Raw genomic sequence first — 23,645 nt, 5'->3', positions numbered from 1 at the left:
TTGAGTTTCACCGGATCGAGTGGTCTTGGCCGTGGGGAGCCAAGCCCGCGAGAGCCGGCCCGCGATCGCTCGGCCAGTAAGAACTAGCGGCGGCTTCGGCGGCGCAGTTTGCCGAACCCGAACCAGCCGATCCCGACCACCGCGAGCGTGATCCCCGCGGCGGGCAGGATGGGGAGCCCGGCCCCGTCCCCCGCCGAACCGGACGACGCGCCGGTGCCGGTCGAGGCTTTGCCCTCCGCCGGTGCGCCGGACTGCGCGGCCAGAGCGGCCGCGCCCCGCACCGCGCGGAGGGGCTGGCCGACTCCTTCGCTGCCCGAGAGCAGCGTGCCGTCGGGATCGAACGCGATCGCCTCGCCCTGCTTCTCCCCCGGCAACGGGATCCGGACCGGGGTGCGCTGCAGCGCGGCGAGGACATCGCCGCCGGGTGCGGCATAGAGGTAGGCGTCGGTGTAGGTGCGCAGCGCCACGACCGTGCCGTCGGCCGTGGACGCGCCGCCGGTGACCAGCACCGAACCGATGGACCCGACCGGGCCGCCCTGCGTGTCGGTGGTCTCGATCTTCACCGAGCCGACCTTCTCCAGGTTCGTGGGCCCAGGGCTGGCCAGCGGGCCGGACGGCCGGTAGACCTTCGCGTCGCCGAGGACGTCCTTGGTGATCAGGTACGGCGTCCCCGCCTTGTCCATGATCAGCGCTTCGGTGTCGTGCTGGCCGTCGGGATAGGTGAGCCGGTGCAGCGTGAGCTTGCCCTGCGGGCTCAGCTCGAGCAGCGCGACGGTCAGCCGGCCCTTCAGGTTGTCGCCGGTGTCGGACAGCCAGAGCCGCCCGTCGGGCGTGCGGGCCAGGTCCTCGACGTCGAACGGGTCCGTCTTGTCGGTGAGGACCTTCTGCACCTTGCAGTCCCGGCCGAGCACGAACACCTGGACCTTGGTGCCGCCGTCGTTGATCGCGTAGAGGTGGTCGCCGTCGGACACGAGCCCGGACAGCTCACCGAGGCGCGAGTCCTTCACCGTGCACAGCGGCTGAGGCGTTTCCGCCGCCGACGCGGGTACCGGTCCGCTCAGTAGAGCCAAGAACCCCGCCGCAACCGCGACCGCCGACCGCACCCAGCCACCTCCGAAAACATTCCAGTGTGCGATCACCACGACCGCACACTGGAATGTAGACGTCTCAGGCCCTGGTCGAGTTGGTCTCGTACTCGCGCAAAGCCGCGGCGAAATCCGGGCGGACCCGCACCAGCAGGCGCGTGCCCTCCTCGACGTGCTCCTCTTCCAGCACTTCGCCGTCCGAGTGCGCCCGCGAGACCAGCTCGCCGTGCGCGTAGGGCACCAGCACCTCGACGGTGACCTCCGGCCGCGGCAGGCGTTCGGCGATCACGTCGACGAGTGCTTCGATGCCCGCCCCGGTCCGCGCCGACACCTGCACCGAGCCGGCGAGCGCGTGCCGCAGCCGGGCGAGGGTGACCTCGTCGGACGCGTCGATCTTGTTGATCACCAGCAGCTCCGGCGGGAGCGGCTCCTTGCGCTTGCGCGTGATCTCGCCGAGCACCTCGCGCACGGCGCTGACCTGCTCCTCGGGTGCCGGGTCGGCCCCGTCCACCACGTGCACCAGCAGGTCCGCGTCCGCGGCCTCTTCCAGCGTCGAGCGGAACGCGTCCACCAGCTGGTGCGGCAGGTGCCGCACGAACCCGACGGTGTCGGTCAGCGTGTAGGTGCGCCCGTCCGCGGTCTGCGTGCGCCGCGTGGTCGGGTCGAGGGTGGCGAACAGCGCGTCCTCCACCAGCACCCCGGCCCCGGTCAGCGCGTTGAGCAGGCTCGACTTGCCGGCGTTCGTGTAGCCGACGATCGCCACGCTGGGCACCTCGTTGGCCACCCGGCGGCCGCGCTTGGTCTCGCGGATGGTGTCCATGGCGGCGATCTCGCGGCGCAGCTTCGCCACGCGCTTGTTGATCCGCCGCCGGTCGGTCTCGAGCTTGGTCTCACCGGGACCACGCAGGCCCACGCCGCCGTTCGCGCCACCGGCCCGGCCACCGGCCTGCCGGGACAGCGACGCACCCCACCCGCGAAGCCGCGGGATCAGGTACTGCAGCTGGGCCAGCTCGACCTGGGCCTTGCCCTCCTTGGACCGGGCGTGCTGGGCGAAGATGTCGAGGATCAGCGCGGTCCGGTCGATGACCTTGACCTTCACCTTCTCCTCGAGCTGCCGCAGCTGGCCCGGCGAGAGCTCGCCGTCGCAGATCACGGTGTCGGCGCCGGTGGACCCGACGATGTCGCGCACTTCCCGCACCTTGCCCGAGCCGATGTAGGTGGCCGGGTCCGGCTTGGTCCGCCGCTGGATGAGACCTTCGAGGACTTCCGAACCCGCGGTCTCGGCCAGGCGCGCCAGCTCGGCCAGCGACGCCTCGGACTGCAGGGCGGTGCCCTCGGTCCACACGCCGACCAGCACGACCCGCTCGAGCCGCAGTTGCCGGTACTCGACTTCGGTGACGTCGTCGAGCTCGGTGGACAGCCCCGCGACCCGGCGCAGTGACGCCCGGTCCTCGAGCTCCATCTCGCCCGTCGACAGCTCGGCGTCGTACAGGTCGTCGTGGTCTTCGGTGTGTGTCAGATCTGTCATCGTGCCTCCATGGTCCCACGTTTCGACGCGGGAACCGAACTCTTCAGCTGCTCGGATAGGTGGCGAGGTAGATCGCGGTGCGTTCCGCGCCGGGACGGCGCGGTCGTGCGCGAAACTCCTCGAGGAGGGCGTTCAGCCGGTTGTCCAGCTCTTCGCGCTCCTCGGGGGCCACCTGGACGACCAGGCGTGACTGGTGCACGCCCTCGAACCCGGTTTCGGCGATCTCGGCCAGGTAGGCCTCGAGCACCGCCTCTTCAACGCCCCGATCACCGCATGAGTCGAGTGTCCACGAAAGTCCGGTGGAGAGGTAGGGGATTTCCTTGGCGCCCCGGGTGCCGCGCCGCGGCGGCTGCGCCGCCAGGAAGCCGGTTTCCACGAGCTTGCGCACGTGGTGCAGGGTCGTCGCCGGGTCGCGGCCGAGCCGCTCGGCGAGCTCCTTGTTCGTCAAGGCGTCCGAGAAGGTCAACCGGATGATGCGCAGCCGTATTCCGGACGCCAGCGCGGCGGCCTCGGCTTCGGTCGCGGTACGTCGTTTCCCAGGTGGCACCCGCACAGCCTAGAGAGCGAACAGTGATTGACACTTTCCAATCACTCGCGGCAGACTCGGAACCATGTCCAGGGGGTCACTCTTCTTCCACGCCGACTTCAGAAGACTGTGGGCCGGCGACACGGCCAGCCAGTTCGGCACCTTCGTCGGCAACACCGCCATCCCGCTGCTCGCGGCCGCGACGCTGGCCGCGACGCCGTTCGAGATGGGCCTGCTCACCGCGGCCGAGACGCTCGCGTTCCTGCTGCTCGGGCTGCCCGCCGGGGTGTGGGTCGACCGGCTGCGGCGCCGCCGGGTCATGCTCACGGCCGACTTCACCCGCTTCGCGCTGCTGCTCAGCGTGCCGCTCGCCTGGTGGGCCGGGGTGCTGACGCTCGCGCAGCTGCTGGTCGTCGTGCTGCTCGTGGGCATCGCGACGCTGTTCTTCGACATCGCCTACCAGTCGTACCTGCCTTCGCTCGTCGGCCGGGAGCACCTCCTGGAGGGCAACGCCAAGCTGCAGGCCGTCCAGTCGGTCGCGCAGATCGCCGGGCCGAGCGGCGCGGGCGTGCTGGTCCAGCTGGTCAGCGCCGCGAACACCGTGCTGATCACCGGCTTCGGCTACCTGACGTCGGCGCTGTGCCTGCTGCGCATCCGCGCGAGCGAACCCGAGCCGGAACCCCGCGGCCACACCCGGCTGCTCCCGCAGATCGCCGAAGGGCTGCGGTTCGTGTTCTCCGACAAGCCGTTGCGGGCGATGGTGGCGACCACGGCGACGGCGAACTTCTTCCACGGCGCGTTCAGCGCCGTGCAGGTGCTGTTCCTGACGCGGACCGTCGGGCTGGCGCCGGCCGCGGTCGGCGTGCTCCTGGCGGTCGGCGGCGCCGGCGGGATCCTCGGCGCGGTCTGCTCGGGCGCGGTGACCCGGCGGCTCGGCCAGGCGCGGGCGATCTGGCTGGTCCCGCTGTTCACCATGCCGGCCAACCTCCTGTTCCCCTTCGCCGGGCCGGACTGGCGGCTCGGGCTCGCCGGGCTCGGCGCGGCGATCGGCGGGTTCGGGATCATCATCTACAACGTCGCGCAGGTGTCCTACCGGCAGGCGATCTGCCCGGACCGGCTGCTCGGCCGGATGAACGCGAGCGTGCGGTTCGTCGTCTGGGGCGTGATCCCGCTGGGCGGGCTGCTGGGCGGCGCGCTCGGCGAGGGACTCGGGCTGCGCGGCGCGACGTGGGTGGGCGTGGCCGGCGAAGTGGCCGCGGTGCTGTGGGTGGTCTTCTCACCGCTGCGGCACATGCGCGATCTGCCGACCACGGCGAAAACGGGTTCCGGCGCCGCCTAGAGTTGCTTCATGAACACTCCCCTCGAGCGCCCACAGGTCCCGGACAAGGTCGGTGTCGACGGTCTGGAGGCCAAGTGGGTACCCGTATGGGAGTCCACGGGCGCCTACCGGTTCGACCGCACCAAAACCCGTGACGAGATCTACTCGATCGACACCCCGCCGCCGACGGTCAGCGGGTCGCTGCACATCGGGCACGTCTTCTCCTACACCCACACCGACGTCCTCGCGCGGTTCAAGCGGATGCGCGGGTTCGAGGTCTTCTACCCGATGGGCTGGGACGACAACGGCCTGCCGACCGAACGCCGGGTGCAGAACCACTTCGGCGTCCGCTGCGACCCGTCGCTGCCCTACGACCCGGACTTCCGGGCACCGGAGAAGCCGGGCAAGGACCCAGGAAAGAACACCGTCTCGATCTCGCGGCGGAACTTCGTCGAGCTGTGCGAATCCCTGACGGTGACCGACGAAAAGGTCTTCGAAGCGCTGTGGCGGCAGCTCGGGCTGTCCGTCGACTGGACGATGACCTACCAGACGATCGGGCACGATTCGCGGCTGATCTCCCAGCGCGCGTTCCTGCGCAACCTCGCCCGCGGCGAGGCCTACCAGGCCGAAGCGCCGACGCTCTGGGACGTCACGTTCCGCACCGCCGTCGCCCAGGCCGAACTGGAGGACCGCGAACGCCCCGGCGCCTTCCACGACCTCGCGTTCACCGCACCCGACGGTTCCGACGTCGTCATCGCGACGACCCGGCCCGAGCTGCTGCCCGCGTGCGTCGCGCTGGTGGCGCACCCGGACGACGAACGCTTCAAGCCGCTCTTCGGGACCACCGTGCGGACGCCGGTGTTCGGCGTCGAGGTGCCCGTGGTGGCGCACCACCTGGCCGACCCGGAGAAGGGCCGCGGCATCGCGATGGTGTGCACCTTCGGCGACACTACGGACGTCACGTGGTGGCGCGAACTGCGCCTCGCGACCCGCGTGGTGCTCGGCCGTGACGGCCGGTTCCTGCCCGACGCGCCGCACGGCGTGCCCGCGGAAGCCTATGCGCCGCTGGTGGGCAAGACCGTCCACACGGGACGCGAGATCCTGGTGCGCCTGCTGCGCGAAGCCGGGGCCCTGCGCGGCGAACCGCGGCCGATCACGCACTCGGTGAAGTTCTACGAGAAGGGCGACAAGCCGCTGGAGATCGTCGCCAGCCGGCAGTGGTACCTCCGCAACGGCGGCAACGACCCGGCGTTCCGCGAGAAGATGCTGGCCCGTGGCGAAGAACTGACCTGGGTGCCGACGCACATGAAGGTGCGCTACTCGTCGTGGGTGACGAACCTCGCCGGTGACTGGCTGGTCAGCCGTCAGCGGTTCTTCGGCGTGCCGATCCCGTTGTGGTACCGGCTCGACGCGAGTGGTGAGCCCGACTACGACGCGCGTCTCCTGCCCGGCGAGAGCGCGTTGCCGGTGGACCCGAGCAGCGACGTCCCGCCCGGCTTCACCGAGGACCAGCGGGGCGTGCCGGGTGGATTCGTCGCCGAAGCCGACGTGATGGACACGTGGGCGACGTCGTCGCTCACCCCGCAGATCGTCGGCCGCTGGAGCCTCGACGACGACCTGTTCGAGCGGGTCTTCCCGATGGACCTGCGGCCGCAGGCGCACGAGATCATCCGGACCTGGCTGTTCTCGACGGCGGTGCGCGCGGAGCTGGAGCACGGCGTGCTGCCGTGGCGGGCGGCGTCGATCGCCGGCTGGGTGCTCGACCCGGACCGCAAGAAGATGTCGAAGTCCAAGGGCAACGTGACGACTCCGGTGGACCTGCTGGAGCGGTTCGGCTCGGACGCGGTGCGGTACTGGGCGGCGAGCGCGCGCCCCGGCGTCGACACGGCGGTGGACGAAGGCCAGATGAAGGTCGGCCGGCGCCTGGCGACGAAGCTGCTCAACGCCAGCCGGTTCGTGCTCGGCCTCGGCGTGCCGTCCCCCTCCGCGGCGGTCACCGAACCGCTGGACCGGGCCCTGCTGGCGTCGCTGGCCGTCGTCGTCGAGCAGGCGACGGCGGCGCTGGAGGCGCTGGACTACGCGCGGGCGCTGCAGGTGACCGAAACGTTCTTCTGGACGTTCTGCGACGACTACGTCGAGCTGGTGAAGGGCCGCGCGTACGGCGACAGCGGCGCCTCGGGAGCTTCGTCGGCCCAGGCGGCGCTGGTGACGGCGTTGTCGGCGGTGCTGCGGCTGCTGGCGCCGTTCCTGCCGTTCGCGGCCGAAGAGGTGTGGTCGTGGTGGCAGCCGGGCTCGGTGCACCGGGCGCCGTGGCCGGTCGCTTCGGCTTCGGACGGCGACCCGGAACTGCTGACGCTGGCGGGCGAGGTGATCGCGGCGGTGCGCCGGGCGAAGACGGACGCGAAGGTCTCCATACGCACCGCGGTGGAAACGCTGACGGTGACCGGGCCTGCCGACGTGCTGGAGCGGTTCGCGCGCATCGAGCCGGACATCCGCCTGGCGGGCGCGATCGCGGACGTCACGACACGAGACGGTGAGCTGGCGCTGGAAGTGACCGTCGGCTGACGCCGGGGGCCGCCGTCAGGAACCGGCGGCGGCCCACCAGGCGTCGTCGATCTCGCCGCGGGCCACGATCTCCGCCGGGCCCGACAGCGTCGACGCGCCCCGGGACACCGTCACGTCCACCCGGCCGCCCGGGATGTCCACTGTGGACGCTCCGGTGTCGGTGCCCGCCAGGTGGAAGGCCGCGGCCACCGCGGCGACCGTGCCCGTGCCGCAGGCGCGCGTCTCCCCCACCCCGCGCTCGTGGACGCGCATCCGCAGCGCGCCCTCGCCGAGGCGGTTGACGAACTCGAGGTTCACACCGTTCGGGAAGACGTCGTGGTCGAAGTCGGGCTGGTCGCGCAGGTCCAGGTCCCGGACGTCGGTGTCGTCGAGCACCGTGACCAGGTGCGGGTTGCCGACGTCGACGGCCACGCCGGAGAACGGCCGGCCCGCGACGACGGTGACCGACGTGCCGGTGATCGTCGCCGGGCCCATCCCGACGGTCACCGTGCGGTCCGGGTGCACCACCACCGGACGGTCGCCCGCGCGGGTGCCGACGACGAACTCGCCCTCGGTCACGAGCCCGGCTTCCACGAGGTAGCGGGCGAAGACGCGCACACCGTTGCCGCACATCTCCGCGATCGAGCCGTCCGCGTTGCGGTAGTCCATGAACCACTCGCCCTCGGAGGCGATTTCGAGCGCGTCGGCCCGGACGATGCGGAGCACGCCGTCGGCCCCGAGGCCGCGGTGGCGGTCGCACAGCGCGGCGATCCGGGCCTCGGTCAGCTCGAGGCGGCCCGCCGCGTCGGGGAGCAGCACGAAGTCGTTCTGCGTGCCGTGCCCCTTGAGGAACTCGATTCCGCCCATGGGGAAAGGTTACCGGGCCAGGGTATCCAGGACGCGTGCGGCCAGCCCGGCCTCGGCGCCGTCGAACCACTGGATCCGCTGGTCGCGCCGGAACCAGGACCGTTGCTTCCGGACGAAGCGCCGGGTGGCCTGCGCCGTCGCCGCGGCGGCGGCCTCGAAGTCGCCTTCGCCGTCCAGCTCGGTGATCACCTGCTGGTAGCCGAGCGCGCGCGACGCCGTCTTCCCGTCGCGCAGGCCGCGCTCCAGCAACTCGCGGACCTCGTCGACGAGGCCGGCCTCGAACATCAGGCGAACGCGCTCGTTCACGCGCTCGTGGAGCTCCTCGGGCGCGCGGTCGACGCCGATCACGACCGTGCCGTACCGGGCCGGCCCCGGCTTCGGCAGGTTCGCGGAGAACGGCTCCCCGGTGATCTCGATGACTTCCAGCGCGCGCACGATCCGGCGGGTGTTGGTCGGCAGGATCGCGGCCGCGGCGACCGGATCGCGTTCACCCAACCGGGTGTAGAGGGTCGGCGTGCCCAGTTCGGCCGCCTCCGCGTCGAGCCGCGCGCGCACGGCCGGGTCGGTGCCCGGGAAGCGCAGGTCGTCGAGCACCGCCTGGACGTAGAGCCCGGACCCGCCGGTCAGCACCGGCACCCGGCCCGCGGCCAGGAGCCGTTCGACCGCGGCGCGCGCGTCGCGCTGGTAGGCCGCGACGGACGCCGTCTCGGTCACGTCCAGCACGTCGAGCAGGTGGTGCGGAACACCGCGACGTTCCTGGTCGGTGGCTTTCGCGGTGCCGATGTCCATGCCGCGGTAGAGCTGCAGCGCGTCGGCGTTGACGACCTCCCCGCCGAGCTTCAGCGCCAGCTCCACGGCCAGCGCCGTCTTGCCGGTGGCCGTCGGCCCGACCACCGCGACCGGGCGGATCGGGGGCGGGGCGGCGGGGCTGGTCACGGCGGCTGACGATACCGGCGTCCCGACACGGAGCGTCCACCGGAAGTAGGATCACGAGCTTCGAGTAGCTCATCCGGTACCACGGTGCGCGCTGAGCTGCTTGAATGCCGCGTGGAGGCCGTAGCATCCGAGCACGGCCCGTGACGACCGCATTACCCGGCCCCGCCGCACCGGCGGGGCGCCCGCGCCAGCGGGCGTACAGGCGATAAGGAGCCTGCGATGGCCCAGGAGAACACTTCCACCGGTACCCCGGCCCCGCACCCGGTGCCGCACGCGCTGCACACCGGGCACGCCGCACCGCCCGTGCCGCCCGCCGAGCCCACCCCGTCCACCTGGGGCCGGGTCGACGAAGAGGGCACCGTCTACGTCATCACCGCCGAGGGCGAACGCGCCGTCGGCGTCTGGCAGGCAGGCAGCCCCGACGAGGGCCTGGTGCACTTCGCCCGCCGCTTCGACGACGTGCGGACCGAGGTCGAGCTGCTGGAGACGCGCCTGGCGTCGGGCGCCGGCGACCCGAAGCACGCGCTGGCGAGCGCCACCCAGCTGCGCGACGGGCTGGCCGAGTCCGCCCTGGTCGGCGACCTGGCCGCACTGGGCGCGCGCCTGGAGTACGTCATCGGGCACGCCGAGAAGGCCCTGGCCAGCGCGAAGCAGGAGCGTGAGGAAGCCCGCGCCGCGGCGATCACCCGCAAGCAGGAGCTGGCGGAGGAAGCCGAGAAGATCGCCGCCGACTCCACCCAGTGGAAGGCGGCCGGCGACCGGCTGCGCACGATCCTGGACGAGTGGAAGACGGTCAAGGGCGTCGACCGCAAGACCGACGACGAGCTGTGGAAGCGGTTCTCCAAGGCCCGCGAGGGCTTCAACCGGCGTCGTGGCTCCCACTTCGCCGAGCTGGACAAGCAGCGCGCCTCGGCCAAGACGCGCAAGGAAGAGCTCATCGCCGAGGCCGAGGCCATCAGCGAGTCCGACGACTGGGGCGACACCGCGGGCCGCTACAAGGACCTGATGACCGAGTGGAAGGCCGCCGGCCGAGCCCCGAAGGACAGCGACGAGGCCCTGTGGCAGCGCTTCCGCGCGGCGCAGGACAAGTTCTTCGCCCGCCGGTCCACGGTGTTCTCCGAGCGCGACGCCGAGTTCTTGACGAACGCGTCCCGCAAGGAGGAGCTGCTGGTCGAGGCCGAGAAGATCGACGCGGGCGCGAACCTCGAAGCCGCGAAGAACGCGTTGCGCAAGATCCAGGAGCAGTGGGACGAGATCGGGAAGGTCCCGCGCGAGCGCATCCGCGAGCTGGACGGCAGGCTGAAGGCGGTCCAGGACTCGGTGAAGTCGGCCGAGGACTCCCGCTGGCGCCGCACGGACCCGGAGGCGCAGGCCCGGGCCGCGCAGTTCCGCGAGCGCGTCGAGCAGTTCGAGAGCCAGGCCGAAAAGGCCCGCGCGGCGGGCGACGAGCGTCGCGCCAAGAAGGCCGACGAGCAGGCCGCGCAGTGGCGCGAGTGGCTGCAGGCCGCGGAGGCGGCCATCGCCGACCGCTGAGTCGTTCGGAAGTGCCGTGAAAGCCTCCTTACCGGCTCTTATGGCCGGTAAGGAGGCCTTCACGGCTTTCAGGAGCGGGAGAAGGCCGTGCGCATCCACTGAACGGCGAGGCAGATCATCGCGATCCAGGCGATGATCAGGCCGGCGCCGGGTCCGCCGCCGGCGGCTCCGGGGGCGTGGGACGACTGCTGGGACCAGATGGCCAGGAGGCCGTCGACCGAGGCGAACCAGCCGCCGGCGGCGCAGACCCAGGCCAGCCACCACCGGCGCGTCACCAGCGCGAGCGCGGACGCGACGACGCCGACGGCGGTCGACGTCGCGGCGAACAGCTGCGGGATGCCGCCGCCCTCGCCGGCCAGCACCTGCCAGCCGGCGTGGTCGCCGACCCAGGGCAGCAGCAGGCAGCCGAGCAGCACGAACGTGAACACCGCGATGGTGAACCCGCGCCGGCCGAGCTCGACCGTGCGGGACGCCTGCTGCCCGACCTCGTCGATCTCGGCGGCCAGCTCATCCAGCTCGCCGGACTTCTGCGATTCGGTCACAACGCACACCCGCTCACCGGTTCGGGCCGGACCGCCGGGGCACCGAAGCCCGGCAGGCCCAGCGTGACGCCGTTGGTCTTGAGCCGCAGCCCCGCCTCGGCGTTGTCGCCCGCACGCGTCCGCCGGTGCGAGACCAGGTCCCCGTCGGCGACCATGTGGTGCGGCGCGCCGTAGGTGACGACCGTCTCGACGATGTCGCCGGGCCGCACGCCGCGATCGACGTTCAAGCCGGTCGGCGCGAAGTGCACCAGCCGGCCGTCACGGCCGCGGCCGCTCATCCGGTGCGTCTCGGCGTCCTTGCGGCCCTCGCCGTCGGCGACGAGCAGCTCGACACGGCGGCCGACGATCTTCTTGTTCTCGTCCCAGGAGATCTTGTTCTGCAGCTCGACCAGACGCTCGTAGCGTTCCTGGACGACCTCCTTGGGCAACTGGCCGTCCATCGTCGCGGCCGGCGTGCCGGGGCGCTTCGAGTACTGGAAGGTGAACGCGCTGGAGAAGCGGGCCTGCGCGACGACGTCCAGGGTCGCCTGGAAGTCCTCCTCGGTCTCGCCGGGGAAGCCGACGATGATGTCGGTGGTGATCGCCGCGTCGGGCATCGCCGCGCGGACCTCGTCGAGGATCTTCAGGTAGCGCGCGGAGCGGTAGGACCGCTTCATCTCGCGCAGCACCCGGTCGGACCCGGACTGCAGCGGCATGTGAAGCTGGTGGCAGACGTTCGGCGTCTCGGCCATCGCGTCGATGACGTCGGAGGTGAACGCCGCCGGGTGCGGCGAGGTGAACCGGACGCGCTCCAGGCCGTCGATGGCGCCGGTCGCGCGCAGCAGCTTGCCGAACGCCAGCCGGTCGCCGAACTCGACGCCGTAGGAGTTCACGTTCTGGCCGAGCAGCGTGACTTCGAGCACGCCCTCGGCGACGAGCGCCTCGACCTCGGCGAGGATCTCGCCGGGCCGCCGGTCGCGTTCCTTGCCGCGCAGGGCGGGCACGATGCAGAAGGTGCAGGTGTTGTTGCAGCCGACCGAAACGGACACCCAGCTCGCGTAGGACGATTCGCGGCGCGCGGGCAGCGTCGACGGGAACGTCTCGAGGGATTCGAGGATCTCGACCTGGGCCTCGGCGTTGTGCCGCGCACGCTCCAGCAGCACCGGCAGCGACCCGATGTTGTGCGTCCCGAACACGACGTCGACCCAGGGAGCGCGCTTGACGATCTCCCCGCGGTCCTTCTGCGCCAGGCACCCGCCGACGGCGATCTGCAGGTCCGGGTTGGCGGTCTTGTCGGGCCGCAGGTGCCCGAGGGTGCCGTAGAGCTTGTTGTCCGCGTTCTCCCGGACGGCACAGGTGTTGAACACGATGAGGTCGGGCTTGGCCCCGCTGTCGACGGGCACGTAGCCGGCCTCTTCGAGCTGCCCGGCGAGGCGCTCGGAGTCGTGGACGTTCATCTGGCAGCCGAAGGTGCGGATCTGGTACGCCCTGGGTGCCTGTGTCTCGGTCATCGCTGACCAGGGTAACCCCGGGGCCGGCGGGGCCTCCCCGGCCCTACGATCCGAGCAGCGCGATCACCGCGGCCGACTTCGATTCGTCGAGGAATCGCAGGCCCATGAAGTTGTCGCCGGCCGTGAAGCCGGGCAGCGCCCAGATCGCCTCGTACGGCAGCTCGACGGACCGGTAGTGGCGCAGGCTGTAGACGTTGCTCCACAAGCACTTGCCGGGGCCGGGACGCCAGAGCCGTCGCGCGAAGGCGGGGTTCCGGAAACCGTGCCCCACCTCGGCGGTGGCGCGCACGTGCTTGCCGCCGGTGAACAGCACGACGTCGCCGGTGGCGACGGTGTCCATCCGGCGGTCGTACTTGTCCTTGGCGCCCCAGAACCGGGCGTGCCCGCCTGGGTGCAGTGCGTTCAGGCGGGCGAGATCGGCCGGGTCCAGCAGCTCGGCGTACTCGCTGATGGCGACGGTCCGCTCCAGGGTTTCCGCCCCGTACCGGCGGGCTTCCGGGGTGCCGTAGGAAGGCTGGATGAACACCTGGGCCACGCCTGGCACGGTACCCGGGCACGTCGGCCCTGCCCGACGTCGGCCGCCATGAGGTCTGGCACACGGTCTTCGAGGTCAGTACTCGACGCGGGTGCCTGCTCCCGTCTCCTTCGCGCGGGCGTACACGAACCTGGCCGCCGCGAGGTCCTGGATCGCCAGGCCCACCGACTCGAACACCGTGATCTCCTCCTCCGACCCGCGGCCCGGCGCCCGGCCCAGCAGAACGTCGCCCAGGGGTGTCAGATCCACCGTCGCACCCTCGCGGGCCGCGAATACGTAGTCGCCCGCTTCGTGCGTTGCCGACTCCAGGGAGTCCACGAAGACCCGGGCCGACACCATCGTCGCCGTGTCCAGTTCGCGGGTGGTCGGGACACATGAGCCGATCGCGTTCACGTGGGTGCCTGGGCGCAACCACGAGTGTCGCAACAACGGTGAGACCGCGTTCGTCGCCGTGATCACGATGTCCGCCGTGCGGACAGCGTCTTCCGGGGAGGAGGCGACGACCACCGGTAGGTCCAGTTCCGCCGACAGGGCAGCGCACGCGGCCCGGGAGTCCGAGCGGGTCACCACCCGGACCCGGCGCAGCGGACGGACCGCCGCCAGGGTGCGGATGTGGGCCTTCCCCTGGACGCCGAGGCCGAAGATCGTCAGGTCCGCCGCGTCCGGGCGGGCCAGGGTCTCCGTGGCCACCGCCGTTGTCGCCGGGGTGCGCAGCTCCGTCAGGACCGAGGCGTTCAGCAGCGCCAGCGCCTCCCCCGTCTCGCCGCTGAACAGCACCATCGCGCCCTGGTGGGCGTCGAGTCCGCGGGCCGTGTTGCCCTCGAACAGGCAGACGATCTTGACGCCGTAGCCGTCGGCGCCGGTGTACGCCGGCATCATCGCCAGCAGGCCCGCCGCTCCCTCCGGGGCGACGACCGGCCGCAGCGGCTGGTGCGCGTCGCCCCGGGAGAGCGCCTTGAGGGCCTCGCGCATCGGCGCGAGGCCCTCCTTCGGCGGGAACGACGCGCGGACGTCGGCCCCGGAGAGCACCAGCAGGGTCATCGGGCGCCGGCGCCGAACAGCTGCTCGTCCAGGCCCGCCGGGCGGACGGCTTCGGGGATCGAGCGGGTGTAGTAGTTCATCGTGACGACCGCGCGCAGGGTGTCGTCGGTCCGCAGCGGCTGGACGTAGTGCGGGTGGAAGCGCGCGTCGAAGAAGAACAGCTGGCCGCGGCGCGGGTAGATGACGGCCGCGTCCGCGTCCACTTCGGACACGTCGCGGGCGTGGCGGTTGCGGGAGACGACCAGGCCGCCGCCGGTCTCCTCGGTGCAGTCGGTCAGGTACAGCAGGCCTTCCACCGGGTTGCTGTCCACGTGGCACGGGTAGCGCATGGTGATGCCGCGCTGCACGTTGAGGCTCAGCGCGCGGTTGGCCGTGCTCGTCAGCTCGAGGGGCTCGTCGGCGAGGCGCTCCCCCAGCTGCCGGAACCAGCCCGTGTACAGCTCGTTCACCCACGGTGCCTGCTCGACGAGCACCGCGCCGTCGACGGACTCCAGCGGAATGACGGCGTCGGCGGTCTCGCGCGCGGTGGTCATCGTCGGGCGGAAGCTGCGGCGGGCCGCCTGCCGGCGCGCGACGTCCAGCAGCTCGTCGATCCAGCCGGCGGGCAGTGCGCTGCCGACGTCGTAGATGTGCCAGTGGAACGGCAGGTCCCGCGGCGGGGTCCAGCCTGCGAACAGGCCGGTGGTGTGGTCGATCGTGGCCGACATGGGTTTCTCCTTCGGTCAATCGTCCTCAGTGGACGCTCACGTGCGCCCGCAGCAGCGCGGCCACCTCGGCCGGCCGCTGGAACGGGAAGTGGTGGCCGCCGGGGAAGGCGGCCGTGCGGAACCGCGCGGCGGTGTAGCGGGCCCAGCCGCCCACCGCGGCCGCCGGGGCGGAAAGGTCGTCGGCGCCGTGCCAGGCCATCAGGTCGACCGGCAGCGGCTCGCCCGGCTCCGGCCGGTACTCCGCCACCAGCCGCAGGTCCGCGCGCAGGGTCGGCACGAACAGCCCGCGCATCGGCGACTGCCGCGCCCCGGGCTCGACGAACCCGGCGGCGGCGAGCGCGTCGAGGAACTCGTCGTCGTCCGCGATCGCGACGAGCCGGGCGAACGCGCCGGCGGAGCTCAGGTGCGGCGGCCGGGCGCCGGCGACGACGACGAACTCGGGACGTGGCCGGGCATCCGTGGCACAGACGAGGCGGGCCATCTCGTAGGCGATCAGGCCGCCCATGCTGTGCCCGGCCAGTGCGTAACGGCCGTCGCGCGGGATGCGCTCGGCGAGCCGGGCGGCCGTCTCGACGAGCGTCGACACCGGGGTGTCGCGGCCGCGCAGGTTGAGCGGGCGGACCGTGACGTCCGGGGCGAGCGCGCCGACCCACGGGCGGAAGGCCCGGGCCGAGCCGCCGGCGCCCGGCACGCAGAACAGTTCCACGGGTCCCTCCCCTACTTGTGCAGGCTGCCGGCCGTGACCGGGTGCACGGTCAGCTCGCCGGGGCGCTCGTTGGGCGTCAGCAACGGGTACAGCGTCCGCCGGACGTCCTTTTCGGACAGTGCCCGGGTCTCGTCGACGTAGAGCGCCAGTGCCAGCGCGCCGGCGTGCTCGTCCGCGGGCGGCGTCACGATCGCGCGCAGGACGCCGTCCAGCGACTCCGCCGCCTTGCGGACCGAGGACAGCGAGACCTTGTCGCCGCGCACGATCGCGAAGTCGGAGATCCGCCCGCTCAGCCACAGGTAGCCGTCGTCGTCGAGGCGGCCGACGTCGCCGGTGGCGATGGTGTCGGCCGCGACGAGCTTGCCGCGCGACACACCGCCTTCCACGCCGACCTTGGCCCGGTACACCGTGTCGGCCGTGACCAGCACCTCCTGCTCGTCCGGGCCGCGGCCCGCGTCGCGCAGGCCCAGCCGGACGCCGTCGATCGGCGTCCCGGCCGAGGCGTACCGGGCCGGCGGCTCGCGGTGCGCGGCCAGCGTCGACACCCGCGGCCCGGCCTCGGTGAGCCCGTAGGTCAGGTACAGCTCCAGGTCCGGGTTCGCGGACAGGAGCCGGCCGGTGCGGGCCGGGTCGAGCGCGTGGCCGCCGACGCCGAGCGCGCGCAGGCCGCGGGGGAGCCGGCCGCCGTCGGCCTGCAGGTCGGCGACGAGCAGCGGGGTCAGCGCGGACACGGTGACGCCGTGGGCCGCCACGACGTCGCGGTAGCCGGCTGGAGTGAACGGCGGCCCGGTCACGACCAGCGACGCACCCGTGACGAGCCCGGCCAGCACCTGCGCGACGAGCGCGTACGAGTAGTGCATCGGCAGCGTGACCAGCATCCGGTCGGCCGGTCCCAGCCCGATGCTGCGGGCGTGGCGCGCGGCGTTGCGCCGCAGTGCCGTGAGGTCGTGCAGGCAGCCGGTGGCCATCCCGGACGTGCCGGAGGTCAGCAGGATCGCCTGTCCCGGCCGGTGGGTCCGGACCGGCCCGTCGTCCAGGCGGGTGACGGTCACCTGGTCGGTCTCGGTGCCCGGGCGGACGAGGGCCGTGGCGCCGAGCCGCCGGGCGGTCGCGCGCAGCCGGGACGCCGGGGTCGACGCCGCGAGCAGCGTCGGCACCATTCCGGCGAGGACCAGCGCGAAGAAGACCCGGATCAGCCGGGTGCCGTTGGGCAGCGCGACCAGCACGACGGAGCCGGGGGCGAACCCGGCCGCGGTGAACCGGTCCGCGAGCTCGCCCACCCCGGCGCAGGCGCCGGTGGCGCCCGGCCAGGTCGTGCGGGCGAGCAGGTCTTCGACCTCGCGCGCCGTGACGCCGGTGTTCACGCCGCCTCCAGGAGTTCGCAGGTGCCGCGGTGGGTGCCCGACCGGTCGACCTCGTGCGTCACGAGCAGCACCGCGGGCGCCGCGCCGGTCAGCCACCGGCCGGCGAGCACCCGCGCGACGGGCACGCCGTCGACCGGCGGCATCGTGAGCAGCAGGCTCGGCCCGTGCAGGCCGAACTGCAGGCAGCTCAGGCCGATGAGGGTGCCCGGGCTGGCCGCGACGAACCGCAGCGGCGAGACCACCTGCTTGACGACTTCGGCGGCGACGCGGCGCAGCGTGTCGCCGGTGGCGTACTCGCTGACGCCGAGGACGCCGACGGGCTCGTGCTCGCCGGGCCAGTCCCGCAGGACCTGGCCGACCAGGTCGCACACCAGCCAGGCGGCCGGGTCGGCGTAGCGGACCCGCGCTCCCGGTGGCCGGGGCGCGTCCGGGGCGCGGGTCCCGGTGGCGATCGGCTCAGGCATCGGCGTCGTCCCCCCGTTCGAACAGCACGCAGGTGTTGAACCCGCCGAACCCGAGGGTCAGGCTGATCCCGAAGTCGCCATCGACCGCGTGCGGGACGTCCTGGGCGACCGGCAGCCGCAGCTCCGGCATCGGCCGGGTCAGGCCGAGGACCGGCGGGACGGTCCGGTCGCGCAGGGCCAGCAGCAGCGTGATGGCCTCGACGACGCCGGTCGCGCCCAGCGAGTGCCCCAGCGCGCCCTTCGTCGCGAACACCACCGGCGGCCGCGGCAGGTCGCCGAACAGCCCGGACAGGCAGGTGGCCTCGGCCTCGTCGTTCAGGACCGTCGCGGTGCCGTGGGCGTTCACCACGGCGACGTCGGCCAGGCTCAGCCCGGCGGCTTCGACGGACCGGCGGACGGCCCGCGCGGCGGCCTCGCCGTCCGGTTTCGGCGCGGTCATGCCGGCCGCGTCGTTGGTGGAACCCCAGCCGCGCAGGAACCCGAGCGGGCGGGCGCCGCGGCGCCGCGCGGACTCCAGCCGTTCGAGGACGACGCAGCCCGCGCCGTCCCCGGGCAGCATCCCGGACCGGTCGGCGTCGAACGCGCGGTGCGTCGAGGGGGACAGCGTGCCGAGCAGCGAATGCCCGAGCCGCTTGCCCTTGGTCAGCAGGTCGACGCCCCCGGCGACGACGACGTCGGCGTACCCGGCCTCCAGCAGCTCGCCCGCGACGGCGATCGCGTCGGACCCCGACGAGCACGCCGTGGACAGCGAAACCGGCGGCCGGCTCAGCCCCAGCCGCTTGCCGGCCTCGGCGACCCAGTCGTGCAGCGAGCCGGGGTCCGCGTCGTCGATGTGCGGTCCCAGGCTGGTGCCGAGGACCAGGACCGGGTCGGCGGCCTCGGCGGGCAGCCCGGCGTCGCGCAACGCGGCTTCGGCCGTGGCCGTGGCGAGCTCGACGTGCCGCTCCCGCGGGCTCCCCGGCGCCGGCCCGCCCGGCAGCAGGCCGGCGACGAAGCTGCGCAGCACGTTTGCGCCGGGTACCACCCGCAGGCCGGACCGCCCGGCGAGCAGGCCGGTCCACACCTCGTCCAGACCGGCGCCGAGCGAGGTGTGCCAGGCGGCCCCGGTCACGCAGAGCGTCCCGGCCCGGCGGCGGTCCGACGTCAGCACGGGACCTGCTCGACGACCGCGAACGCGTTGGTGCCCCCGATCCCGGCCGACATGACCCCGGCCCGGCGCGGCCCGGCGGTCGCCCAGTCCCGGCCCTCGGGCAGGATCGAGAACCGGTCGCCGCCCGCGGTCAGCTCCTCGATCGCCTCGGTGGTGTTCGGGGTGGCGGGCAGGAACCCGTGCTCCACGGCGAACGCCGTCTTGATCAGCGCGGCCAGCCCGGCGGCGGTGTCGGTGTGCCCGATGCTGGCCTTGACCGACCCGACGGCCAGCGGCTGCCCGGCGGACCCGAGCGCCTCGGTCAGCGCGGTGGCCTCGATCTGGTCGTTCACCGGGATGCCGACGCCGTGCGCCTCGACGTACCCGAGGTCAGCGCCGGTCACCCCCGCCCCCGCGAGAGCCTGGTCGACGACGCGGATCTTGCCTTCGACGCCGGGGATCGTGAAGCCGGCCTTCTGCTTGCCGTCGTTGTCGACGGCGGTCGAGCGGATCACGGCGTGGATCGGGTCGCCGTCGGCCAGCGCGTCCTCGAGCCGGCGCAGCAGCACCGCGCCGACACCGTCGCCGGGGACGGTGCCGGTGGACGCGCGGTCGAACGGCCGGCAGACGCCTTCGCTCGAGTAGATGCCGTTCGGGGTGTACCCGTAGGTGCCGTCGGTGTCCATCACGGCGACGCCGCCCGCGAAGGCGTAGTCGCTGGCGCCGAGGCGCAGGCTCTGGCAGGCCAGGTGCACCACGACGAGCCCGGTCGCGCACGAGGCGTCCACCATGATGCTTTCGGCGCGCAGGTCGTGGAAGTAGGAGAAGTGCGGGCCCGCGAACGTGGCGTCGCGGTCCACAGTGGACTCGAAACTGCCCCGCTCGACGTGCTTGGTGCGCGCCACCCCGGCGTAGACGGCGGTTGTGTCGCCGATGTCCGAGAGCCGCACGCCGGCGTCCTCGGCCGCGGCCCACATCGCCTCGTAGAGCATGCCGTGCTGCGGGTCGCGCTCGGCGGTCTCGCTCGTGTAGCCGACCAGGCCGGCGTCGTAGAGGTCGCGGTCGGGGATGAAGCCCCACGCGGCGATGTCGCGCGGGCCGTCCCCCGGCGGCACGGGCGCGCCGCGGGTGAAGCGGTCGCGCCCGGCGCGCAGGTTGGCCCAGAACTGCGTGGCGCTCGCGGCCCCCGCGTACCGGCAGCCCACACCGACGATCGCGATCGCGTCGGATCCCTGTGTCCGGCTCATGCGGCGCTCTCCATTTCGTCGACGGTCTCGGGCGCGGGTTCCGCCTGGTGCGCGGGCAGCGTCCGGCGCAAGGTCAGCACCAGCAGCGTCGCGACGGCGCTGAGCACGATCATCACGACGACGAACACGGCCCCGGTCCCGAACGACAGCAGCGCACCGGCCAGCGCCGGGCCGATCACGGCGCTGGTGGACAGCGTGATCGAGAACAGGGCGTTCGCCCGGCCGCGCAGGTCTTCGCTGACCGCGTTGTTCAGCAACGTCGTGAGCAGCGGGACGACCAGGGACTCGCCGATGGACAGCAGGATCACCGCGACCGTGGCCAGCACCAGCGCCGTCGTGCCGTCGTGGCGCCCGGCCAGCAGCACGAACACCCAGCAGGCCGCGAACATCACGCCGCTGGCGCCGACCAGCAGCGTCCGGGAGAACCGTTCGAGGTGCGGCATCACGGCGAACTGCACGACCGCGCAGAGGATGATGTTGACGGCGAAGGCGAACGACAGCCCGCTCGCGGTGATGGCACCGGTCTGGGTCAGGTAGCCCGGGAGGCCGGCGCGGAACTGGCCGAAGGACACCAGCGCGGACAGCAGCAGCACGGCCAGCAGCGCCAGCAGGCTCGGCGAGCGCAGGACGGCCCGGTAGGTGCCGCGGACGGCGCCGGCCAGCTTCCGTTCGGCCTGGTGCGCCCGGTTCGGCAGCACCTTCACGGTCGCGACGGCCATCACGAAGAACGTCGCCGCGTCGATCGAGTACATCAGGAAGTACCGGCCGACCGGGCTGAGGAACGCCAGCGCGGCGAACACCCCGCCGAGGATCACGCCGATCCCCATCGCGACGTTCAGCACGCCGTAGTCCGCCGAGTACGCGGTTTCGCGCTGGTCGGTGCTCGTGGTCGCGCCGTACGCCGCGCGCACGGCGGTGCCGACGCCGCTGATGCCGAAGCCGAACACCACCGCGGCGGCGACGGCGATCCAGGCCTGCCCGGCGAAGGCGAACAGGAGCGTGCCGACGCCGGCGTTGACGTTGGCCAGCGGCACGACGACGTTGTAGGGCAGCCGGTCCAGCAGCGCGCCGTAGGCCAGGCCGCCGAACACCGCGGCGAACGCCTGGATGGCGAGCGTCGCGGCGGGTACCCAGGTGGGCAGGTGCCGGACCTCGGTGAGGTAGATCCAGAGGAACGGCATCACCATGCCCGCGCCGAGCGCGCTGATCCCGTTGGTGGCGATCAGCCAGCGCGCGGCCCGCGGCAACGCGGCGATCCGGCTCAGCCCCTTCATGCCGCGTTCGCCTCCAGCCGGGCGGCCAGCGCGGCGACCAGCGTCGACACGGTCTGGTGGTCGAAGAGCATCCGGACGGGCAGCCGGGTGCCGACCTCACGGCCGAGCGCCGCCATGACCCGCGTCGCGCCCAGCGAGTTGCCGCCGACCGAGAAGTAGAAGTCGTCGTCGGTGAACCGGTCGTGGCCCAGCACGCGGACCCAGGTCTGGCGGACCAGGTCGGTGAGGTCGGGCTGCGGGTGCGGTGTGGTCACGGCTGGGCTTCCTTCTCTTCGGGCTCTTCGGGCTCTTCGGACTTCTCGGCGAGGTGGGCAGCGAGACGGCGCGGAGTGGGGTGGCCGTAGAGGTCACGGATGCCGATCTGCAGACCGGCTTCCCGCAGCGCGGCCAGGGTTTTCGCGGCGAGCAGGGAGTTGCCGCCGGAGTCGAAGAAGTGGTCGTCGGGGCCGATCGCGGCCCCGAGCACCGCCCGCCACGCGCGCAGCACGACGTCTCCGTCTCCGGCTTCGGCCGGCGCCGCGGCCGGGGTGCCGCCGAGGACGGGGGCGGGCAGCGCCGCTTCGTCGAGCTTTCCGTTGACCGTCAAGGGAAGGGCGGGCACGGCGGTGAACGTCGAGGGGACCATGTACTCGGGCAGCAGGGCGGCCGCCCGGCTCCGCAGACCGGCCGGGGTCCCGCCGGTGAGGACGACGTAGGCGTCGAGGCGGGCTTCGGCCGTGCCCGGGGCGGCGAGCACGACCGCGGCCGCGACGACGCCGGCCTCGGCCAGCAGGACCTTGCGGATCTCGTCCAGCTCGATCCGGTAGCCGCGCAGCTTGACCTGGCTGTCGAGGCGGCCGAGGTGCTCCAGGCGGCCGTCCGGCAGCAGGCGGCCGAGGTCACCGCTGAGGTAACGCCGACGTCCGCCGCCGGTGACGAACCGTTCGGCCGTCAGGTCGTCCCGGCCCAGGTAGCCGTGGGCCAGGCCGGCGCCGCCGACGGCGATCTCACCCGGCACACCTGGGGGCAACGGCCGGTGGCGCGCGTCGACGACCTCGATGTCCCAGCCGGGGATGGCGTGCCCGACCGAGCGCGACCCGGCCAGCGCGGCCGCGCGGGTGACGGTCTGCGCGGTGACGTGCACCGTGGTTTCGGTGATGCCGAACATGTTCACCAGCCGGCAGCGCGTCTCCGGGTACCGGTCGAACCACGGCAGCAGCGCGAAGGCGTCGAGGGGCTCGCCGCCGAAGACGACCAGCCGCAGCGGGAGGTCGTCGAAGTGCCGCAGCTGCGTCTCGGTCACCTGCGCGAAGCTCGACGGCGTCTGGTTGAGGACGGTGACGCGTTCGTCCCGCAGCAGCGCGGCGAACTCGTCCGGCGAGCGCCGCGTCCACTCGGGCACGACGACCAGCCGGCCGCCGGTCAGCAGGCAGCCCCAGATCTCCCAGACCGAGAAGTCGAACGCCACCGAGTGGAACCACGTCCAGACGTCCGTGGCGCCCAGCCCGAACCCGGGCGCGGTGCCCGTGACCAGGTCCACGACGTTGCGGTGCGGGACGACGACGCCCTTGGGCCGCCCGGTCGAGCCGGAGGTGTAGATGACGTAGGCCGGGTCGTCGGGACCGGCGAGGCCGGCCGGCAGTTCGCCGTCGGCGGGCAGGGCCGCCGCGGTCACCGCGGGCCGGCCGGGCAGGCGGGCGGCCGCGGCGTCGTCGGTGACGACCAGCGCGAGCCCGGCGTCGTCGGCGATGTAGGCCAGCCGGCCGTCGGGGTAGGCCGGGTCGAGCGGGACGTACACCGCGCCCGCCCGGAGCACGCCGAGCAGCAGCGCGACGAGGTCGGCGCCGCGCTCGTGCACGATCCCGACGCGGTCGCCGGGCCGGATCCCGCGGTCCCGCAGCCCGGCGGCGAACCGCCCGGCCCGCGCGGCCAGTTCCGCGTAGCCGAACCGGCCGTCCTCGCCGGACACTGCGGGCGCGTCACCGCGGCGCGCGACCTGCTCGGCGAAGACGTCCGTGATCGTGCGCGGGCTCCCGACGGTCACCGGCGGCGGCGTGGCGACGGCTTCGAAGGCGATGTCGGCGAGCGGCCGGTCCTGGTCGCCGCCTTGCAGCTCCGCGAGCACGGCGGTGAGCTGCCGCCCGAGCTGCGCGGCGGCCCACGGCGCGACGGCGTCCGCGGCGAACCAGGCTGTCGCGCGCCCGCCGGTGACCTCGACGGTCAGCGGGTACGGCGTGCCCGGCACCGAACGGATCCGGTGCGGCACCGGCGTTTCCTCGGCCACGACGCCGACAGCGGGTACGTCACGCGTGGACCCGGCCGGCGCGGTGGCCGCGTGCTTGCGGAACACCGCCACCGGCTGGTCCTCGTCGACCGTGATGAGCGTGGCGCCGCCGGGCACGCCGATGGCCAGCGTCGCGGCACGCGCGTAGCGGCTGAACACGAGGCCGAGCGCGGCGATCACGTCGGCAGCATCAGCCGGGCCCAAGTCCACAGTGGACGGCTTCGACGACCCGGCCAGGTGCGTCAGCGGATCCCGGACGGCCGCGACGTCCGGCAGTGCGCTCGCGAGCTGCGGTTCGACGGCGGGCGTGGTCACGACCAGCTCGCGCACGCCGTCCACATAGGACAGCACCACGAACCGGGGCCCGCCGGCGATCCCGCGGCGCAGCTCCCGCTCGCGCCACGAATCCGCGTCGGCCGAGGCCAGGGGGACGCGCTGGAACCACACGCTCGCGCCCGCTTCGGTGGCTTGGACGCGGACGGCTTCGTCGCCGAGCCCGGCCGGCAGCCGGTACAGACCGGCGGACGCGAGGATGTTCGACACAGC

General features: G+C 73.0%; 21 protein-coding genes. 3 read left to right on the top strand and 18 right to left on the bottom strand.

Annotation, left to right across the window (positions count from 1 at the left end; genetic code table 11):
* Positions 1 to 83 precede the first annotated feature (83 nt).
* The 3 genes from ACLJQZ_RS12695 to ACLJQZ_RS12685 all read right to left on the bottom strand — a co-directional run bounded on the left by ACLJQZ_RS12695 (position 84) and on the right by ACLJQZ_RS12685 (position 3,160).
* Positions 84 to 1,103: a hypothetical protein gene (locus ACLJQZ_RS12695; protein ID WP_410620210.1), complete on the bottom strand. Its 1,020-nt coding sequence runs from the start codon at positions 1,101 to 1,103 to the stop codon at positions 84 to 86.
* Between the two features lie 64 nt (positions 1,104 to 1,167).
* Complete coding sequence (gene hflX / locus ACLJQZ_RS12690; RefSeq protein WP_410620209.1) at positions 1,168 to 2,613, bottom strand: GTPase HflX; 1,446 nt, start codon at positions 2,611 to 2,613, stop codon at positions 1,168 to 1,170.
* Positions 2,614 to 2,656: 43 nt separating this feature from the next.
* A complete protein-coding gene (locus tag ACLJQZ_RS12685) occupies positions 2,657 to 3,160 on the bottom strand; it encodes an ArsR/SmtB family transcription factor (RefSeq protein WP_410620208.1) in 504 nt (167 codons plus the stop codon).
* 64 nt (positions 3,161 to 3,224) lie between these two features.
* Here ACLJQZ_RS12685 and ACLJQZ_RS12680 point away from each other — a divergent pair, with 64 nt between their 5' ends.
* Positions 3,225 to 4,478, top strand: a complete 1,254-nt coding sequence (locus ACLJQZ_RS12680) for an MFS transporter (RefSeq protein WP_410620207.1) — start codon at positions 3,225 to 3,227, stop codon at positions 4,476 to 4,478.
* 9 nt (positions 4,479 to 4,487) lie between these two features.
* On the top strand, positions 4,488 to 7,022 hold the full coding sequence (gene valS, locus ACLJQZ_RS12675; RefSeq protein WP_410620206.1) for a valine--tRNA ligase: 2,535 nt from the start codon (positions 4,488 to 4,490) through the stop codon (positions 7,020 to 7,022).
* A 15-nt stretch (positions 7,023 to 7,037) separates the two neighbouring features.
* Here the strand turns inward: valS and dapF are convergent, their stop codons facing one another.
* Together dapF and miaA are read right to left on the bottom strand one after the other, a co-directional pair.
* Complete coding sequence (gene dapF / locus ACLJQZ_RS12670) at positions 7,038 to 7,868, bottom strand: diaminopimelate epimerase (protein WP_410620205.1); 831 nt, start codon at positions 7,866 to 7,868, stop codon at positions 7,038 to 7,040.
* A gap of 9 nt (positions 7,869 to 7,877) precedes the next feature.
* Positions 7,878 to 8,804 carry a tRNA (adenosine(37)-N6)-dimethylallyltransferase MiaA gene (gene miaA, locus ACLJQZ_RS12665; protein ID WP_410620204.1) on the bottom strand — a complete coding sequence of 309 codons (927 nt, stop codon included), beginning with the start codon at positions 8,802 to 8,804 and terminating at the stop codon, positions 7,878 to 7,880.
* 219 nt (positions 8,805 to 9,023) lie between these two features.
* Here miaA and ACLJQZ_RS12660 point away from each other — a divergent pair, with 219 nt between their 5' ends.
* Complete coding sequence (locus tag ACLJQZ_RS12660; RefSeq protein ID WP_410620203.1) at positions 9,024 to 10,337, top strand: DUF349 domain-containing protein; 1,314 nt, start codon at positions 9,024 to 9,026, stop codon at positions 10,335 to 10,337.
* A 68-nt stretch (positions 10,338 to 10,405) separates the two neighbouring features.
* On the opposite strand, the gene ACLJQZ_RS12655 is transcribed toward ACLJQZ_RS12660, so the two are convergent.
* The 13 genes from ACLJQZ_RS12655 to ACLJQZ_RS12595 all read right to left on the bottom strand — a co-directional run bounded on the left by ACLJQZ_RS12655 (position 10,406) and on the right by ACLJQZ_RS12595 (position 23,642).
* Positions 10,406 to 10,879 (bottom strand): hypothetical protein, encoded by a 474-nt coding sequence (locus tag ACLJQZ_RS12655; protein WP_326954966.1) that lies wholly within the window; start codon positions 10,877 to 10,879, stop codon positions 10,406 to 10,408.
* Positions 10,876 to 12,369, bottom strand: coding sequence for a tRNA (N6-isopentenyl adenosine(37)-C2)-methylthiotransferase MiaB (gene miaB / locus ACLJQZ_RS12650; RefSeq protein ID WP_410620202.1), 1,494 nt, complete (start codon positions 12,367 to 12,369; stop codon positions 10,876 to 10,878). Before miaB ends, ACLJQZ_RS12655 begins: the two co-directional genes overlap by 4 nt.
* 43 nt (positions 12,370 to 12,412) lie before the next feature.
* On the bottom strand, positions 12,413 to 12,904 hold the full coding sequence (locus tag ACLJQZ_RS12645; RefSeq protein ID WP_410620201.1) for a hypothetical protein: 492 nt from the start codon (positions 12,902 to 12,904) through the stop codon (positions 12,413 to 12,415).
* Positions 12,905 to 12,979: 75 nt separating this feature from the next.
* On the bottom strand, positions 12,980 to 13,945 hold the full coding sequence (locus ACLJQZ_RS12640; RefSeq protein ID WP_410620200.1) for an ornithine cyclodeaminase family protein: 966 nt from the start codon (positions 13,943 to 13,945) through the stop codon (positions 12,980 to 12,982).
* On the bottom strand, positions 13,942 to 14,652 hold the full coding sequence (locus tag ACLJQZ_RS12635; RefSeq protein ID WP_410620199.1) for a 2OG-Fe(II) oxygenase: 711 nt from the start codon (positions 14,650 to 14,652) through the stop codon (positions 13,942 to 13,944). Before ACLJQZ_RS12635 ends, ACLJQZ_RS12640 begins: the two co-directional genes overlap by 4 nt.
* Before the next feature lie 25 nt (positions 14,653 to 14,677).
* Positions 14,678 to 15,358 carry a thioesterase II family protein gene (locus tag ACLJQZ_RS12630; RefSeq protein ID WP_410620198.1) on the bottom strand — a complete coding sequence of 227 codons (681 nt, stop codon included), beginning with the start codon at positions 15,356 to 15,358 and terminating at the stop codon, positions 14,678 to 14,680.
* Positions 15,359 to 15,369: 11 nt separating this feature from the next.
* Entirely contained in the window at positions 15,370 to 16,722 is a 1,353-nt protein-coding gene (locus ACLJQZ_RS12625) for a class I adenylate-forming enzyme family protein (RefSeq protein ID WP_410620197.1), read from the bottom strand.
* Positions 16,719 to 17,186, bottom strand: a complete 468-nt coding sequence (locus ACLJQZ_RS12620; RefSeq protein WP_247063069.1) for a hypothetical protein — start codon at positions 17,184 to 17,186, stop codon at positions 16,719 to 16,721. Before ACLJQZ_RS12620 ends, ACLJQZ_RS12625 begins: the two co-directional genes overlap by 4 nt.
* On the bottom strand, positions 17,179 to 18,336 hold the full coding sequence (locus ACLJQZ_RS12615) for a beta-ketoacyl-[acyl-carrier-protein] synthase family protein (protein WP_410620196.1): 1,158 nt from the start codon (positions 18,334 to 18,336) through the stop codon (positions 17,179 to 17,181). Before ACLJQZ_RS12615 ends, ACLJQZ_RS12620 begins: the two co-directional genes overlap by 8 nt.
* Positions 18,330 to 19,562, bottom strand: coding sequence for a polyketide synthase (locus ACLJQZ_RS12610; RefSeq protein WP_410620195.1), 1,233 nt, complete (start codon positions 19,560 to 19,562; stop codon positions 18,330 to 18,332). Before ACLJQZ_RS12610 ends, ACLJQZ_RS12615 begins: the two co-directional genes overlap by 7 nt.
* Entirely contained in the window at positions 19,559 to 20,836 is a 1,278-nt protein-coding gene (locus ACLJQZ_RS12605) for an MFS transporter (RefSeq protein WP_410620194.1), read from the bottom strand. The genes ACLJQZ_RS12610 and ACLJQZ_RS12605 overlap by 4 nt, the downstream gene beginning before the upstream one ends.
* Positions 20,833 to 21,090 carry an acyl carrier protein gene (locus tag ACLJQZ_RS12600; protein WP_410620193.1) on the bottom strand — a complete coding sequence of 86 codons (258 nt, stop codon included), beginning with the start codon at positions 21,088 to 21,090 and terminating at the stop codon, positions 20,833 to 20,835. Before ACLJQZ_RS12600 ends, ACLJQZ_RS12605 begins: the two co-directional genes overlap by 4 nt.
* Complete coding sequence (locus ACLJQZ_RS12595; protein WP_410620192.1) at positions 21,087 to 23,642, bottom strand: non-ribosomal peptide synthetase; 2,556 nt, start codon at positions 23,640 to 23,642, stop codon at positions 21,087 to 21,089. Before ACLJQZ_RS12595 ends, ACLJQZ_RS12600 begins: the two co-directional genes overlap by 4 nt.
* Positions 23,643 to 23,645 lie beyond the last annotated feature (3 nt).

The organism is Amycolatopsis sp. cmx-8-4, assembly GCF_046548675.1.
Taxonomy (GTDB): Bacteria; Actinomycetota; Actinomycetes; order Mycobacteriales; family Pseudonocardiaceae; genus Amycolatopsis.
Note: the sequence above shows the minus strand (reverse complement) of the source record. Positions and strands in the feature narration are given on the sequence as shown.

Coding starts and splice junctions, on each gene's coding strand:
- hflX (WP_410620209.1), bottom strand. CDS start 2,613: ATGACAGATCTGACACACACCGAAGACCACGACGACCTGTACGACGCC.
- ACLJQZ_RS12680 (WP_410620207.1), top strand. CDS start 3,225: ATGTCCAGGGGGTCACTCTTCTTCCACGCCGACTTCAGAAGACTGTGG.
- valS (WP_410620206.1), top strand. CDS start 4,488: ATGAACACTCCCCTCGAGCGCCCACAGGTCCCGGACAAGGTCGGTGTC.
- dapF (WP_410620205.1), bottom strand. CDS start 7,868: ATGGGCGGAATCGAGTTCCTCAAGGGGCACGGCACGCAGAACGACTTC.
- ACLJQZ_RS12660 (WP_410620203.1), top strand. CDS start 9,024: ATGGCCCAGGAGAACACTTCCACCGGTACCCCGGCCCCGCACCCGGTG.
- miaB (WP_410620202.1), bottom strand. CDS start 12,369: ATGACCGAGACACAGGCACCCAGGGCGTACCAGATCCGCACCTTCGGC.
- ACLJQZ_RS12640 (WP_410620200.1), bottom strand. CDS start 13,945: ATGACCCTGCTGGTGCTCTCCGGGGCCGACGTCCGCGCGTCGTTCCCG.
- ACLJQZ_RS12635 (WP_410620199.1), bottom strand. CDS start 14,652: ATGTCGGCCACGATCGACCACACCACCGGCCTGTTCGCAGGCTGGACC.
- ACLJQZ_RS12620 (WP_247063069.1), bottom strand. CDS start 17,186: ATGCCTGAGCCGATCGCCACCGGGACCCGCGCCCCGGACGCGCCCCGG.
- ACLJQZ_RS12610 (WP_410620195.1), bottom strand. CDS start 19,562: ATGAGCCGGACACAGGGATCCGACGCGATCGCGATCGTCGGTGTGGGC.
- ACLJQZ_RS12605 (WP_410620194.1), bottom strand. CDS start 20,836: ATGAAGGGGCTGAGCCGGATCGCCGCGTTGCCGCGGGCCGCGCGCTGG.